This window comes from Streptosporangium sp. NPDC000396 (assembly GCF_042898655.1).
In the GTDB taxonomy this organism is placed as follows: domain Bacteria; phylum Actinomycetota; class Actinomycetes; order Streptosporangiales; family Streptosporangiaceae; genus Streptosporangium.
This window is the reverse complement of sequence record NZ_JBIAZA010000004.1, coordinates 43,896-59,585: the sequence shown is the minus strand read 5'-3', so window position 1 is coordinate 59,585 and position 15,690 is coordinate 43,896. Positions and strand designations below refer to the sequence as shown.

At 68.9% G+C, this 15,690-nt stretch carries 13 protein-coding genes; 6 read left to right on the top strand and 7 right to left on the bottom strand.

Features of this window, described 5'->3' with window-relative positions; translation table 11 throughout:
* The first annotated feature begins 2 nt into the window (after positions 1-2).
* A complete protein-coding gene (locus tag ACFY2X_RS07595; protein WP_389933855.1) occupies positions 3-2,018 on the top strand; it encodes a prolyl oligopeptidase family serine peptidase in 2,016 nt (671 codons plus the stop codon).
* Between the two features lie 27 nt (positions 2,019-2,045).
* Positions 2,046-3,311: a M20/M25/M40 family metallo-hydrolase gene (locus tag ACFY2X_RS07590; RefSeq protein ID WP_389933852.1), complete on the top strand. Its 1,266-nt coding sequence runs from the start codon at positions 2,046-2,048 to the stop codon at positions 3,309-3,311.
* 58 nt (positions 3,312-3,369) lie between these two features.
* Here ACFY2X_RS07590 and ACFY2X_RS07585 read toward each other — a convergent pair whose 3' ends face one another.
* The 3 genes from ACFY2X_RS07585 to ACFY2X_RS07575 form a co-directional block, all read right to left on the bottom strand.
* Positions 3,370-4,257 carry an ABC transporter permease gene (locus ACFY2X_RS07585; RefSeq protein ID WP_389933849.1) on the bottom strand — a complete coding sequence of 296 codons (888 nt, stop codon included), beginning with the start codon at positions 4,255-4,257 and terminating at the stop codon, positions 3,370-3,372.
* Positions 4,250-5,173, bottom strand: coding sequence for an ABC transporter permease (locus ACFY2X_RS07580; protein ID WP_389933847.1), 924 nt, complete (start codon positions 5,171-5,173; stop codon positions 4,250-4,252). Before ACFY2X_RS07580 ends, ACFY2X_RS07585 begins: the two co-directional genes overlap by 8 nt.
* A 65-nt stretch (positions 5,174-5,238) precedes the next feature.
* Positions 5,239-6,843, bottom strand: coding sequence for an ABC transporter substrate-binding protein (locus ACFY2X_RS07575; protein WP_389933844.1), 1,605 nt, complete (start codon positions 6,841-6,843; stop codon positions 5,239-5,241).
* Positions 6,844-6,967: 124 nt separating this feature from the next.
* Here ACFY2X_RS07575 and ACFY2X_RS07570 point away from each other — a divergent pair, with 124 nt between their 5' ends.
* Positions 6,968-7,945 (top strand): response regulator transcription factor, encoded by a 978-nt coding sequence (locus ACFY2X_RS07570; protein ID WP_389933841.1) that lies wholly within the window; start codon positions 6,968-6,970, stop codon positions 7,943-7,945.
* A 101-nt stretch (positions 7,946-8,046) separates the two neighbouring features.
* Here ACFY2X_RS07570 and ACFY2X_RS07565 read toward each other — a convergent pair whose 3' ends face one another.
* From ACFY2X_RS07565 to ACFY2X_RS07550, 4 genes are all read right to left on the bottom strand, one after another.
* Entirely contained in the window at positions 8,047-8,502 is a 456-nt protein-coding gene (locus ACFY2X_RS07565) for an ATP-binding protein (RefSeq protein ID WP_389933839.1), read from the bottom strand.
* A gap of 165 nt (positions 8,503-8,667) precedes the next feature.
* Positions 8,668-9,480 carry a DUF1206 domain-containing protein gene (locus ACFY2X_RS07560; protein WP_389933836.1) on the bottom strand — a complete coding sequence of 271 codons (813 nt, stop codon included), beginning with the start codon at positions 9,478-9,480 and terminating at the stop codon, positions 8,668-8,670.
* A 37-nt stretch (positions 9,481-9,517) separates the two neighbouring features.
* On the bottom strand, positions 9,518-10,450 hold the full coding sequence (locus tag ACFY2X_RS07555) for a Ppx/GppA family phosphatase (RefSeq protein WP_389933833.1): 933 nt from the start codon (positions 10,448-10,450) through the stop codon (positions 9,518-9,520).
* A 12-nt stretch (positions 10,451-10,462) separates the two neighbouring features.
* Positions 10,463-11,101, bottom strand: coding sequence for a class I SAM-dependent methyltransferase (locus ACFY2X_RS07550; RefSeq protein ID WP_389933830.1), 639 nt, complete (start codon positions 11,099-11,101; stop codon positions 10,463-10,465).
* A 142-nt stretch (positions 11,102-11,243) separates the two neighbouring features.
* Between ACFY2X_RS07550 and ACFY2X_RS07545 the strand changes: the two genes are divergently transcribed.
* From ACFY2X_RS07545 to ACFY2X_RS07535, 3 genes are all read left to right on the top strand, one after another.
* Positions 11,244-12,395, top strand: a complete 1,152-nt coding sequence (locus ACFY2X_RS07545; protein WP_389933828.1) for a polysaccharide pyruvyl transferase family protein — start codon at positions 11,244-11,246, stop codon at positions 12,393-12,395.
* A 993-nt stretch (positions 12,396-13,388) separates the two neighbouring features.
* A complete protein-coding gene (locus ACFY2X_RS07540) occupies positions 13,389-14,618 on the top strand; it encodes a hypothetical protein (RefSeq protein WP_389933825.1) in 1,230 nt (409 codons plus the stop codon).
* A gap of 442 nt (positions 14,619-15,060) precedes the next feature.
* A complete protein-coding gene (locus tag ACFY2X_RS07535; RefSeq protein WP_389933823.1) occupies positions 15,061-15,531 on the top strand; it encodes a hypothetical protein in 471 nt (156 codons plus the stop codon).
* Positions 15,532-15,690 lie beyond the last annotated feature (159 nt).

The following is a 15,690-nucleotide window of genomic DNA, read 5'->3' as shown; positions in this document are numbered from 1 at the left end:
CAATGCTGAACGACTCCCCCATCCGCCCCATCGACGTGGCCAGGGTGGACGACCGTCCCCTCTGGGTGGAGATCCTCGGGGAGGAGGTGTGGTGGGACGAGCCTCGTCCGCATGAGGGCGGGCGCCGGTGCGTGGTCCGGCGCGGACCCGACGGCGTGCCGCGCGACGCGATCCCGCAGGGCTGGAACTCCCGTAATCGCCTCATCGAGTACGGCGGGCGCTCCTGGCGTCCCCTGCCGGACGGCCGGGTCGTCTTCACCAACTGGGCCGACCAGCGGATCTACCTGTACGGCGGGCCCTCCACCCCCGGCGAGATCACCAGCCAGACGGCCCCTCCCGGCGACGGCGGGCAGCCGGTGCCCCTCACCCCCGACGACGGCGCCCGCTACGGCGACCTTTACCTGCCGCCGGGCCGCCGGGAGGTCTGGGCCGTCCGCGAGATCCACCCCACCGCCCCGGAGAGCGGCAAGGCCGGAACCGGCGCTTCGGAAGCCGGTGATCCGGGGATCGGCGCGTCCCGCTCCGAGGTCCCGGGTCCCGCCTCCCGGCCGTTCCCCCGCCGGGATCTGGTGGCGGTGCCGCTGGACGGCGGACCGGTGCGGGTCATCGTCACCGCCCAGCACTTCCTGATGAACCCCCGCCTCTCACCGGACGGGACGCACGTCGCCTGGATCGGCTGGGACCACCCGGCCATGCCCTGGGACGGCACCGAACTGTGCGTGGCCCCCCTGGAGGCCGGCGGTCACGCCGGGCCGTACCGGGTGGTCGCCGGAGGGCCCGAAGAGTCGGTGATCCAGGCCGAGTGGCGTGACGACGGCGCGCTCTACGCGCTCACCGACCCGGACGGCTGGTGGAACCTGCACCTGGTCCCCCTCGACGGCTCCGGGGCCCGCAACCTGGCCCCGATCCAGGAGGACTGCGGCGACGCCGTCTGGCGGCTCGGCAACACCTGGTTCGCGCTCGCGGGTGACAAGGTCGTCATCGTGCACGGCACCCCCGGCCGCCGCCACCTCGGTGTGCTGGACCCGGCCACCGGCAAGATCAACGATCTCGACGCCCCGCCCACCTACTGGAATCCCACGGTCTCCACCGGCGGGGACCTGGTGGCGGGGGTGGGCGCCTCGCCGTACACGCCGTTCGAGGTCGTCGCGGTGAACCTGCGCACCGGCGCGCACGCCGTGCTGTCCCCGAGGAAGGAGCTGCCCGGCCGCGAGGTGCTCCCCGCCCCCGAGGCGGTGACCTTCGACGGCGTGCACGCGCACCTCTACCCGCCGCGGGGCGCCACCGGCCCCGCCCCCTATGTGATCTTCGTACACGGCGGGCCGACCAGCGCCAGCACGATGGTCCTCGACCTGGAGATCGCCTACTTCACCAGCCGGGGCATCGGGGTGGCCGACGTCAACTACGGCGGTTCCACCGGCTACGGCCGTGCCTACCGGGAGCGGTTGCGCCACCAGTGGGGCGTGGTGGACGTGCGCGACTGCGAGACGGTGGCCCGCGGGCTGATCGCCGACGGGCTGGCGGATCCCTCGATGGTCGCGATCCGGGGCGGCAGCGCGGGCGGCTGGACGTCGCTGGCCGCGCTGGTGCACAGCGAGGTGTTCCGCGGCGCGGTGGGCCACTACGCGATCAGCGATCCGGAGGGTTGGGCGGCCGAGACCCACGACTTCGAGTCGCGTTACCTCGACGGCCTGATCGGCCCGCTCCCCGAGACCCGGCAGCGCTACCTGGACCGGTCTCCCACCCTGCACGCGGACCGCGCGTCCGGCCCGGCGCTGCTCATGCACGGCCTGGAGGACGCGATCGTCGATCCCGTTCAGGCGGAGCGGTTCGCCGCGGCACTGGAGCGCGAGGGCACGCCGTGGGCGTATCTGACCTTCCCCGGCGAGCAGCACGGCTGGCGCCGGGAGGAGACCATCGTCGCCGTCCTGGAGGCCGAACTCGCCTTCTACGGCCTGATCTTCGGTTTCCCGACGCCCGAGGTGCCACCACTGACCCTGCGGGGTATGCACTCATGATCAACCGTTTTCGGGGGGGCCGTTTCCATGAATGAGGTCGCACAGATCTGCTCGGACCTGATCAGGTTCGACACCACCAACCCGGGTGCCGGCGAACGTCCGGCTGCGGAATACGTCGCCGGGCTGTTATCCGACGTCGGCATCGAACCGGTGGTGTTCGAGTCGGCGAAGCATCGCACCAGCGTGGTGGCCAGGATTCCGGGCGACTCGCCCGAAGCCCTGCTGATACACGGCCATCTGGACGTGGTCCCGGCCGAGCCCGCCGACTGGCGGATCCACCCCTTCTCCGGGGAGGTCGCCGACGGCTGCGTCTGGGGCCGGGGGGCGGTGGACATGAAGGGCACGCTGTCGATGACGCTCGCCCTGGTCCGCGACTGGGCTCGGCGCGGCGTGCGGCCCACGCGGGACATCGTGCTGGCCTTCCTCGCCGACGAGGAGGCCACCGGCGAGTACGGCTCGCGGTACGCGGCGCGGCAGCACAGGGAGTTGTTCGACGGCTGCACCGAGGCGATCAGCGAGTCGGGCGGCTACAGCGTCGAGGTCCCGGACGCGCGGATCTACCCCGTCGCGGTGGGCGAGCGCGGCACCGCCTGGATGAAGCTCACCGCCCACGGCGTCGCGGGCCACGGCTCCCGGCCGCCGAAGGACAACGCGGTGGCCGAGCTCTGCCACGCCCTGTCCAGGATCGCCTCCTATCAGTGGCCGGTACGGCTGACGCCCAGCGTGGCGGCGCTGATCACCAGTCTGGCGGACATCCTCGGCGAGAGCATCGACTACGACCGCCTGGAGGAGGAGGCCGAGCGGCTCGGCCAGGCCGGCACCCTGTTCAAGGCGCAGATCCGCAACTCGGCGAACCCGACGATGCTCCAGGCGGGCTACAAGGTCAACGTGGTCCCCGGCACCGCCACCGCGCACGTGGACGGCCGGTTCCTGCCCGGCTACCGGGAGGAGTTCCTTGAGACGATCGACCTCCTGCTCGGCCCGAAGGTCACCCGCGAGTTCGTCAACCTTGAGGACGCCCCCTCCGCTCCGATGGACTCGCCGTTCTTCGAGCGGCTGTGCGCCGCGCTCGTCGCCGAGGACCCGGTCGCGCGGCCCGTGCCGTACGTGATGTCGGGCGGCACGGACGCGAAGTCCTTCGCCGAGCTCGGCATCAAGGGCTACGGTTTCGCGCCCCTGATGCTCACCCCGGAGCTGGACTACTACGGCATGTTCCACGGCGTGGACGAGCGGGTCCCGGTCGAGGGCCTGGAGTTCGGCGTCCGCGTCCTGGACCGTCTCCTCACCGCCTGACCTCATCACCGCCGGACGGCTCCGGGGGCCGGAGCCGTGACCGGCGGATCCGGCGGGCTCAGCGGAGTTTGGGGTCCAGGGCGTCGCGGACGACGTCGCCTAGGAGCAGGAAGCTGAGCACCGTCGCGGTGAGGAACAGCGATGGGAAGACGAGCAGGTAGGGGTGCTCGGAGAAGTATGTCTGGGCGGCGTTGAGCTGCAGGCCCCAGGAGACCTCCGGGTACTGCAGGCCGACGCCCAGGTAGTCGAGGGTGGCCTCACCGGCGATGACGTTGCCCACGTTGAGCATGGCCACCACGAAGACCGGGGCGATCGCGTTGGGCAGGATGTGCTTGAACATGATCCGCAGGTCGCCCGCGCCGAGCATGCGGGCGGCGGCGACGAAGTCCATGTCGCGGACCGCGATCACCTGGGCGCGCATCAGGCGGGTCATCGTGGTCCAGCCCAGCACGACCAGCACCAGGGTCATCGCCCAGAAGCCGTGCTCGGGGAAGGCGATCAGGATCACGGTCGCGCCCAGCACGAAGGGGATGCCGAAGAACACGTCGGTGAGGCGGGAGATGAACGCGTCCACCCAGCCGCCGTAGTAGCCGGCGAGCAGGCCGAGCACGATCGAGATGAGCAGCGCGAAGGCCGTCACCGCGATGCCGATCATGACGGAGGCACGGGTGCCGTGCACGATCTGCGACCAGTAGTCACAGCCCTGTGTGTCGTAACCGAACACCGCGCCGCCGGTCGGACGCGTGAACAGGCGTATGTTGCAGCCCTGGTAGGGGCCGAGCCGGGTGAACAGGCCGGGGAACAGCGCCATCGCGACGGCGATCACCAGGATCACCATCGAGAACCAGAAGATCACCCGGCGGCGCAGCTCCAGCCAGGCGTCGTACCAGAGGGACCCGGGCCGGGTCCGGACCGCCTCCTCCTCCACGACCTGGGCCTCAACCACGGCGGATCCTCGGGTCGAGCACGCCGTACAGGAGGTCGACGAGCAGGTTGACCAGAATGAAGATCATCACGAGCACGGTGACGATGCCCACGACGACGGGCCCCTCCTGGAGCTCGATGGACTGGAAGACCTGCTGGCCGATGCCCGGCAGGTTGAAGATGCCCTCGGTGACGACCGCGCCGGCCATCAGGGTGCCGAAGTCCACGCCGAGGAAGGTGATCACCGGGATCAGCGAGTTGCGCAGCGCGTGCCTGCCGATCACCCGTCTCCGGCGCAGCCCCTTGGCGCGGGCCGTGCGGATGTAGTCGGCCCGCATGTTCTCGATCAGGCTGGTGCGGGTCAGCCTGGCCACGTAGGCCAGGCCGAACGAACCGAGCACCATGCCCGGCAGCAGGTAGCTCATCGGCCACCCCTCGTCCACCCCCGCGGTCGGGAACAGTCCGAGGTTCAGGCCCAGCATGATCTGCGCGGTGTAGCCGACGACGAAGACCGGCACCGCGATGATGAACGTGGTCCCCGCCAGCACCGCCGTGTCGGCGATCCCGCCCCGGCGCAGCCCCGCGATCACGCCGAGGCCGATGCCGACCACGAGCTCGAAGATCCAGGCGGTGACGGCGAGCTGGGCCGTCACCACCCACCGCCCCTGGAGCAGCTCACTGACCGGCTGCCCGGTGAAGGTCTCCCCCAGGTCGCCCTGGAAGGCGTTCAGCATGTAGAGGCCGTACTGGACGATCAGCGGGTCGTTGAGGTGGTAGCGCTCCCTGAGCGTGTGGAGAACCGCGTCGGGCAGGGGCTTGTCGCCCGCCAGGGCCAGGATCGGGTCGCCGGGCAGGGCGAAGACCATCGCGTAGATCAGGAACGTGGTCGCGAAGAAGACCGGGATGGCCTGGGCCAGCCGCTGGAGGGCGTATTTCACGACGCCGTCCCAAGGGGAGACCCCGGAGCGAGGAGCTCCGGGGTCGGGTGTGCCTCGTGGATCAACTACTTCACCGTGATCGTGTCGAGGTTCGGGCTGTAGGCGTCGATCTGGACTCCGCCGATCTTGTTGGAGTATCCGGCCTGGTCCTGCCAGTTCCACAGCGGGATCATCGGCATCTCACGGAGCGCGAGGTCCTCGGCCTTCTGGTAGAGCGGGATGCTGGCCTCCATGCTGGCGGCGGAGTTGGCCTGGGTGAGCAGGTCGTTGAACTCCTTGTTCTCCCAGCCCATCCGGTTGCCCTCGCCCCACATCGGCTGCAGGTAGTTCTGCGGGCTCGGGTAGTCCATCACCCAGTTGTTGCGGTACGGCCCGTCCTGCTTGTGCGCGCGGAGCGTGGACAGGTAGTCGGCCGCCGGGATCTTGCGGAACTGGATGTCGGCGATCCCGAGGTTGTCCTTGAGCTGGTTGGCCACCGCGGTCATCCACTGCTCATAGCTCGGGTCGGCGTTGGAGAAGTAGAGGTTCATCGTGCCGCTGAAGCCGCCCGCCTTGTCGAACAGGGCCTTGGCCTTGGCCTTGTCGAAGACGCACGCCTCGCCGCAGGCCGTCTCCCGGTAACCCGGCACCAGCGGCGCCAGCAGCGAGCCCATCGGCTTGAACGTGCCGTTGAACACCGCGTCCACGATCGCCTGCCGGTCGATGGCCATCGAGATGGCCTTGCGCAGGTCGGGGTTCTGGAACCGCTTGTCGTAGACCGGGAGGCCCAGATAGTCCATGGTCCCGCTCGGCGTGGACACGAACCGGTCGGCGAGCAGCCGCTTGGCCTCCGACGCGCTCGCCGGGGGGATCGTCTGGAGCAGGTCCACCTTGCCGGCCCGCAGGTCCACGTAGGCGGTGTCGCGGCTCTCGTAGATCTTGAAGTTGATCGCGTCGGACTTGGCGGGGCGGAGGCCGGCGTAGCCGTCGAACTTCTTCACCCTGATCTGCCGGTTGCGCACCCACTCGCCGTCCAGGGCGAAGGGACCGTTGCCGATCGGCTTGACGTCGTAGGCCGCCGGGTTGGTGAAGGCGGCCTTGGGCATCGGGGCGAACCCGGTGTAGGCCAGGGTGATCGGGAACTGGCTGAACGGGCCGGTCAGCGTCACCTGGAGGGTGTTCGGGTCCACGACCTTGAGCCCGCTGAGCTTGTCGGTCGCGGGCTTGGGAGCCTCCTCCGAGCCCTCGGGGGCTTCGGGGTTCAGCTTGTCGTAGCCCTCGACGTTCTCGAAGTAGTAGTTGTTGGTCCACGCGTTGGGACCGTAGGCCGCGGCGTTCCACGCGTCGGCGAAGCTCTCGGCGGTCACCGGCTCGCCGTTGTGGAACTTCTGCCCCGGCTTGATCTTGATTGTCCAGACCTTCTGGTCCTTGCTGGTCACCGACTCGGCGGCCCGCATCTGCGGCTGGCCCTTCGAGTCGATGACCACCAGCGTGTCGAACAACGCCTGCAACACGGTGATCGAGTAGCTGCTGGAGGTGTTGCCAGGGGTCAGGTGGTCCGGCTCCGTCAGCCCCACCGAGAACTCCTTGGCGCCCTGCTTTCCTCCGGAGCTCGACGCCTGCTGGCCGCCGCACGCGCCCACGGCGAGCATCGTCGCCAGGAGGACGGCAGAGCCTCGCGTCCTCGTCAAGACCGTCACTGTTCCTCCCAGGGGTATTGCGGAGAGGGTAAAGACGCGATCAAGCCGGGACATCGGAGAGTTTACGTATTCCCTATAGTCGGTGGTTTGCGGCACGCTGTGCGTGGAGGAGACCATGGACCAGATCACCCTGAGCCCGCGCCACCTCCATGCGTTCACCGAGGTGGGCTTCCAGGTCGCCGGGCGCGGTGGCGCATCCGGTGCGATGCGCGCCCTGCGCGAGATCATCCCGCTGGAGGCCTACGAGTTCGTCGCCTACGACCCGGCGACCGGGCGGCATCGCAGCCTGGTCTCCGACGGCTACACGCGCGTGGACCGCGACGCCGCCGAGGAGTATGTCCGGCTCGACTCCTACCGCCGGGCCAAGGAGTGCCGGGTTCCGCTGGTCATGGGCGCCCCGGGCACCGAACGCTACTTCCGGCGCCATCTGGAGCCGTACGGCTGGCTCGCCGGGCTGACCACTCCTCTGTTCCTGGCCGAGGGTCGCTACACCGGCCTGCTCCACCTGAACGCCCGTGACCCGGAGGCCTTCTCCGCCAAGACCAGCGCGCTGATCAGCGCCGTCTCCCCCACCCTGGCACATGTCACCGACCTCAGCCGCTGCGTGATCGACCCCCTCGGCCTGCCGCCGGGCTTCCACGCGGCGGCCTTCGACCGGGGCGGCACCCGCAGGAACGTCGCCGACACCCCCGCCTCGCAGGCCATCGCCGCCGAGCCCGCCATGGCCGAACTGGCCAGGGAGTTCATCGACTCCCGCGAGCTCAACCGGCGCGGGCTCTGGCTCGACAGGACCGGGCAGTGGCGTGAGGTGCGGCTCATGCGCGCCGCCGTCGGGCCGCACGGCGCCATCCAGGGCGCGGTGATCGCCGAACGGCCGTGCGCGCTGCCGTACGAGCTGACCGGCAGGGAGATCGAGGTGATCACCCGGGTCGCGCTCGGTGACTCCAACCCGCAGATCGCGGCGGCCCTCGTGCTGAGCGTCCGGACGGTCACCACCCACCTGGAGCACATCTTCGCCAAGCTGGGGTGCGAGAGCCGGACCCGGCTCACCACCAAGGCCCTCGCCGAGGGCCTGTGCCGGCTGTTCGTCTGATCTCCGGTCGCCCAGCCGTCCCCTGGCCGCCTGGCACCGGCTCATCTGACCCCACCTCCTCTGGCCCCGCCTCCTCTGGCTCCGGCTCCTCTGGCTCCGGCTCAGCCGCCCCCGGCTCGTCCGGCCCCGGCCAGGCTGATCTCGGGTACCGCGACCGGCTCCAGCGCGAGTTCGAACCAGACCCTGTTGGTCCCCGCCTCCCGGGTCAGACCCCAGCGATGCGCCAGCGCCTCCAGCAGCGGCAGACCCCGGCCTCCGGTGGCGTCCGCGGGGGCGTGGCACACGCAGGGCACCGCGAGCGAGCCCTCGTCCTGGACGCACACCCGCACGCTCCGCGCCGAGCAGACGACCGTCACGGTGAACGCCCCGCCGTCCCCGGACCGGGAGTGGACCACCGCGTTCGTGGCGATCTCGCTGGTCAGCAGCACGCAGTCGTCGTGGCGCGGATGGTCACGGCCCAGGGTCATCGAGACCAGGCGGCGGGCCCGCGCCACCTGGTCCGGGGAGCCCGCCAGGCGGAGAACCCATTCGATGCTGTCGTACTCCGACGAGTCCATACGGCCCCTCCGATGCTGTCCGCGCCTCTGGAAGGACGCGTCGCACGGAAAGGGAGATGTCTCGGAAAAGTACGGGTTCGATCACTTACCGGATAGACAGGTGGGGCTTGCCAAGAGGCTCCTCGCCTGCGTTGCCGCCCCTGCCGCCACTTGTGGTCCCATCCGTCACAGCCGGTGCCAGCGCGCCTCGAAGAAACAGTAGACCGCGAACAGCAGCAGGCCTACCGCGACGACCCCCAGGAGCCACGGCCCGGCCGGGGTGTCGGTCAGCGCGCGCAGGGTCGAGTCGACGCCCTTGGCCTTGTCGGGGTCGTAGGTGATCGCGGCCTGGACGACGAAGATTCCGGCGACCGCCGCGATCACACCGCGGGCCAGGTATCCGGCCATGCCGAGCTTCTCGGCGAGCCGGCGTGCCCTCGGAGACATCTCACCGGTGCGCAGATCCGAAAGGAACTTCTTCTTCCATCCCTCGTAGATCCAGTAGACGCTCAACCCGATCACGCCCAGCCCGGCCAGGCCCACGAGCAGCCGGCCACCGGGCAGGCCCATCAGCCTGCCGGTGAGGTCCTGCGAGCTCTTGTCGGTCGAGCTGCCCGCGTCGCCCCACAGGAGCACGCCGAGAAGCGTCGCCACGATCAGCCCGTAGACGACCGTCCGCCCCGCGGACTCGACCCGCTCCTTGACCTGGCCTCGGCCGAGGACCGCCTCCGAGAGCTGCCAGAGGGTCAGCGCGGCGAAACCGACGGCCATCAGCCAGAGCAGCACCGTGCCGAACGGCTGCTCGGCCACCGTCTCGACCGCGCCGGTCTTGTCGGCCTCCTTGCCTCCGCTCCCGCCGCCGAAGGCGATCTGCAGGGCCAGGAGCCCGATCAGCCCGTAGAGGACGCCGCGGCAGGCCAGCCCGAGCCGGGCCAGCCGGCCCATCGTCTCGCTGTTCGCCGCTCTGCGTACGGCGCCTTCCACCTGAGCGCTGTTCATACCAATGCGCCCTTACCGGTCAGGGGCGAGGCAAACCTCAGCTTTCCGGCATGGCGTCCAGCCGTCGCAGTATGACGCCCTCACGCAGCGCCCACGGACACAGTTCCAACTCGCCCACCCCGAGCAGGTCCATCGTGGCGTCCGCGACGATCGCCCCGGCCAGGAGCTGCGGCGCCCGCCCCTCCGACACCCCGGGCAGTTCCGCCCGCTCCCGCAGGCCCATCGTGGTCAACCGGCCGGTCCACCTGACCAGGTCGGCGTGCCTGAGCACCCGGCGGACGTTCGGCCCCTCACTTGAGGGCGCGGCGCCGGTGATCCTCGCGAGCTGCCTGAACGTCTTGGAGGTCGCCACGGCGTGGTTGGCCTGGCCGTACCGCGCCACGTCACCCACAGTGCGGGCGATCTCCGCGCGCACGTGCCTGCGCAGCACCCGCACCTCGTCGGCCGTGGGCGGGTCGGCGGTGAAGAAACCGCGGGTGAGCCGCCCGGCCCCCAGCGGCAACGACACGGCCACGTCCGGCTGCTCGTCGATCCCCGAGGCGATCTCCAGTGAACCCCCGCCGATGTCCAGCACCAGCAGCCGCCCCGACGACCAGCCGAACCACCGCCGCACGGCCAGGAACGTCAGCCGCGCCTCGTCCTGGCCCGACAGCACCTCGATGTCGACCCCGGCGCCGGTCCTGAGCCGCCCGAGCACCTCCTCGCCGTTGACGGCCTCTCTGAGGGCCGAGGTCGCGAACGCCATGAGGTCTTCTACGCCTTTGTCCTCGGCGACGTGCAGGGCCTCCTCGACGAACTCCCGCAGGCGCGCCGCCCCCTTCTCGGAGAGCCGCTCACCGTCCTCCATGTGCTCGGCGAGCCTCAATTCCGCCTTGTGGGAGTACGCCGGCAGCGGCCGAGCTCCCCGGTGTGCGTCCACCACCAGTAAATGCACCGTGTTGGAACCAATGTCGAGAACACCCAGTCGCATGGATCGAAGTTACTACCGTTCCCGAGTCCCGCCGTCCGCCGCCAGCCGGTGGACGCTGACCGCGTATCCGCCTCCGTCGTAGGGGTCGCCGTCCCAGGTCGCCAGGCGCCGCTCCAGGACCAGCCCGGAGGCCGCGCACCACATGTCGTAGTCGGTCAGGCCGACCGTGGCGGAGGCGAGCGGGAGGTGCCCGGCGTCCAGCCCGAACCCGGCCACCAGCAGGCCACCGGGCCGCAGCACCGCCGTGAGCCTGGCGATGGCCTGGGCCTCGGTCCCGGGAGCGAGCAGGGGGATGACGTTCCCGGCGGCGACGACGAGGTCGAAGGGCTCCATGTCCGCCAGGTCGAGGCCGCTCAGGTCGGCCAGCGTCCAGGTCAGCTCCGGCGCCGCCCGCCTGGCCACCGCCAGCATCGACTCGTCCAGATCGACGCCCACGCAGTCGTACCCGAGCTCCGCCAGCCGGATCGCCACCCGCCCGGTTCCGCATCCGGCGTCCAGCACCCGCGTCCCCGCGGGCAGCAGCCCCGCGCAGAACCTCGCCTCTCCGTGCACGTCCTTCCCGGAGGCGGCCAGCTCGGCGAACCGCGCCGCGTACCGATCCCCGGAGTTCCCGCCCGCGATCTCCGCCCAGCGGCTTTTCAACTCACCCATCCGTCAAGGGTCCCACTCCCCCGCACCTCACGGTTCACCATCCCCTCGCGACCGGGCCCGCACACAACCGGGCCGGCGGGCGGGGCGTAGCCGGGCATCTCGCCGGGTACCGAATACCCAAAAAGGGAGAAAAGGAACAAATATGGACAGAGCGCGCGGGCCAACCATCGGACTCCTGGGTTCGTACGGCGGCCGCAACGTAGGGGACGAAGCCATCCTCACCAGCATTCTGAACAGCATCCGGCAGGGACGCCCCGACGCCATGACAGTGGTGTTCTCCCGCTCACCGGACCACACCCGCGTCCACCACGAAGGCGTCGAGGTCGTCGGATGGGAGGGCATGAGCCGCGAGCCCGTCTCCCAGATCATCAGCCGCCTCGACATCCTGATCCTCGGCGGAGGCGGCATCCTCTACGACACCGAGGCCCGCCGGTACCTGCGAGTGGTCCGGCTCGCCCAGGAGCAGAACGTCCCCGTCTTCACCTACGCGCTGGGCGCGGGGCCCCTCACCGACCGGCTGGACTGCTCGATGACGCGGGACACGCTCACGGCCGCCGCCAAGATCACCGTTCGCGACGAGGAGTCCAGACTCGTGCTGGAGGAGGTCGGGGTGATGAACGCGATCACCGTCACCGCCGACCCCGCACTGCTTCTCGAAGAAGAGGAGTTCGGCCAGGACCTGCTGCGCGCCGAGGGAGTGCCCGAGAGCGTGCGGCTGGTCGGCATGAGCGTGCGCGAGCCCGGCCGCGCCGCCGAGCACCTGGACGTGCAGGGCTATCACGAACTGCTCGCACACGTCGGCGACTTCCTGGTCCGCCGGCTCGACGCCTACATCGTCTTCGTCCCGATGGAACGCGACGACATCCGGCACTCGCACGCGGTGCTGTCCCACATGAACTCCGCCGACCGTTGCCGCGTGCTGCACGGCCACTACCGGCCACGCCAGCTCCTCGGCCTGGTGCGACACCTGGACCTCGTGGTCGGCATGCGGCTGCACTTCCTCATCTTCGCCGCGTTGCAGGGCGTGCCGCTGCTGCCGCTGCCCTACGCCGGGAAGGTCTTCGACTTCGCCCAGCAGCTGGGAGCGCCGGCCCTCAGCGGCGTCGTCAGAGAGGCCGCGGGTCCGCTGCTGGCGGAGGTCGACCGGGTGTGGGACGAACGGCCCGCGCACAGGGAACGGATCAACGCCCGCACCCCGGCTATGCGCGTCCGCGCCGCCGCGACGGCGGAACACCTCCTCGCCCAGCTCGACCGCATCGCGCCGTACACACCCGTCTGGGGCAGGACCGCGTAGAGAGCCAAGAGCCCTCTGGGCCTCGGAAAGAGCCCCTGGGCCGAGGGCCGGAGACTCGGGGGCACGGCGCCGGGCGCCAGGCCACTCCGCGTTCGACCGGTGGCCGCCAGCGGCGGTAGTCGGCCTGCCAGGCCGGATCGGTGGCGGCCTGGCGCCGGGCGGCACTCAGCAGGTCGTGATGCGGGTGGACGGTGAGGTTGCGCCCGGTGGCCGCGATCACCTGCTTGACCCGGGCGAAGATCCAGTTCGGGTCACTCGAGCGGGCCAGACGCCGCCGGAAGTAGGTCAGTGGAACGCCGCTGTCTCAACCCCGGTGAGCCCTCATAGGGTCACGCTTGGCCATGCATGGTGTCAACGATCTTGTGGGTGTATTGTTCGGGATCATCGCCGCTGGCCGTGGAGGACGTAGCGGACGAGGGCAAGCAGGTCCGGGTATGAACCCGAACCCCCCGACGGGCGAGCTGCATCCTGCGCCGTGTGGGTCATCAGAAATTGCCTGTGACACTAGGGCGCCCCAGACCACTACCCGGTGTCAAAGGAACCTCTGGGATGAAAGGAGTGCGGTCGTGCCGGATGATGCGCAACGGCTCACCTGCACATACGACGAATGCCAACAATCCTTACGGGCCTATGTTGTCAGCCGCTCCAGCCGACAGGTGGCCGATGAGGACCACAGCGAAGATCGACTATTTCGCGATCATCTCTAATGCCCCGACGGCGACGGCTGCGTGTCCCTGCGGGCCAAGTCCGCGAACACCGTAGGCAAGGTTGTGGAACAGACAGTGATCCGCGCCTACCGCATCGCCCCCACAGCTGATCATCCGAGGGGTGCAGGTGACGACTGAGATCTGTCACGCACACCTCACGCGTGATCCTCCCGGATCGCACAGGGCCTCGACCTCAACAGGTAACAGCTCATTCTGTCGGCTGGACAGCATGAGCTCATCACCGACTGTATCGGAGCAAAAAATCAAGACGTTACATCGCCGAGGCATGCACGACCGCCTCCGCTTTCCGCTCGTCCGTCCCCTCTTCCGGAGTGGCGTCGCCGCCGGCGTTGCTCTCGCATTCCTCATATCCGCACTGCCCTCAAGTGCCACCGCCAGCAGCGCAGCCCCTACGCCTGACCCGGCGAAGACCAGCAGCGCATCTCCTACGCCTACTCCGGCGAAGACCAGCAGCCCGTCCCCTACGCCTGACCCGGCGAAGCCCAGTGCGGCTCTCAAGGCCAGGCCTAACGACGGTTCCGGATACTGGCCGGACTTCTCGAACACCGGTTACACCAGAACGCCGGCCAACGCCGGAGGCCTGGGCTTGGGCGCGTACCCGGGCAAGCTCACCGACTACGCGAAGAACATGAGCGCGGCCAAGCCGCTGAGGCTCGAGTTCCCCGACAACAGCGTCATCTCCTTCAAGCGCTTCCGGGCTCTGAAGGTATCCATCTACGGCGACAATCTCACATTCGTCGGCTGCTTGTTCGAGGGCACGATTCCCAACGACAACCTCGTCCAGATCTACTCGGACACCAACATCAAGTTCCTCTACTCGACGTTCAAGCCGAGTTCCTACTCGAGGCCTCCCGGCAACGACGGCACCGTCTCGTCATCTCATTCCAAGCCCGGTACGCCCTTCAACAAGTCATGGCAGTTGATGACGACGATGAAGGAAGCCGTGGCCGTCATGGACCACAATGACATCTGGGGCAACGCGGGTTTGGAGATGGTGACGGGCTTCCCCGGCCGTCCGTCGACCTGGACGAACAACTACATCCATGACATGGCCGATACGGCGCGTGACGTCTACCATCACGACGGCATCGGTCCGCAGAGCGAGGGCGACGGCGGTCCGATGATCGTCCACCACAACACCCTGGCCTCGTTGGGCAACACCAATGCCCTGGCGCTGCAGGGCGACGGCGTATACAAGAACATCAAGTTCACGAACAACTATGTCTCCGGCTGGGGTTACGCGATTTCCATAGGCGTCGTCAACAACGCCAGGAACATCACCGTGACCGACAACGTCTTCTCGGCGGAACTCGAGCAGTTGTACGGCTTCCTGTACGGCAACCTCTGGGGTGGGAAGGCCCGCGGCTCCACCTGGCGCCGCAATCTCATCCAAGTCCGTCCAGGAGATGGCAACCACGAATATTCGACCGCCGACCATGGCAAATATCTGTGGCCGACCGGCTCTGAGACCCATACCACCGACTACACGGGCTGAGTCTTTTAACACGTGACGGCCGCCGCACTACACGCTGCTCTTCGTGAACCATGCCAACGGCGAAGAGCAGCGAGCCGATTCTCAGGCCGCAGCGGCTACTGCGGCATCGGCGGCACCAACGTCAAGTTAGGTGACCCATCGGGGTGGGGCGCCTGCCAGACGGGCCTGGTCCCGACTGAGGAGTAGCGCCGATTTCACCGGTACGGCTCGCCCCCGTCTCCTGGGGATGAGCCGTACCTGTTTGCGTGGCTTCGTCGTCGCTCCTTCATCGAGGGGAACTGGTTCAGGGCGACCTTCTAAGGGCTGCTGCACGATTCACGGCCGTCCTTCGCGCTGAAAGTCGTTCGGCAGCTCGGTTCGGCCTGCTTGCCGACGGGCGATCGTGTGACGCTCCTTCCCCGGTTCGCTAACTTCAGAATGTGTTCTGACTTACGATGGCGGGGTGAGCACCAGCAATGCCGACGCCGTCACCTTCTCGGACCTGTCGAGAAACCCCCGAGCCGTCGCCGAACGCGCCGCGCGCCTCGGACGAGTACGCGTCACTCATCGCGATGCCCCGGACTTCTACCTGACCGCCGTTGATCGTGAGGATCGGCGCGAGCAGACGCTGGCTACGGCATCCCGCCTGTTCCTCGCGCTCATCAAGCACGATCCGACCGCCCGCACGCTGGTCATCGCCATGCCCGAAGTCTTCCCCTGGGTGCGCCACCTCACCTCCGCCGAACTACGCGCCTTCACCCTCGAACTGGTGGAGGCGCTCTCTGACGCCGCAGAACTCGATGTCGATGTCACCACGCAGGAAGTCATCGCAGGCTGGCGGGCGACCGCTCGGATCAAGGCCGACCCCGCCCATTATGCCCAGGCTCGCAAGGCCACAAGCGGCGACTACGGGCCGGTAGAGGTTTCAGCGTGAGCCCAAAGCGCGGTGACCGAGTCACGGTCCCGCCTCCGGATGACCAATGGGACATCCGGTTCGGTGCCGGCGACGCGGTCAGAGGGTGAGAGGAACTGTGCCGTCACGCCCTGGGCAACACACGCCGATGTTTCGAGGCGCTGCGCGCTGACCCGCGCT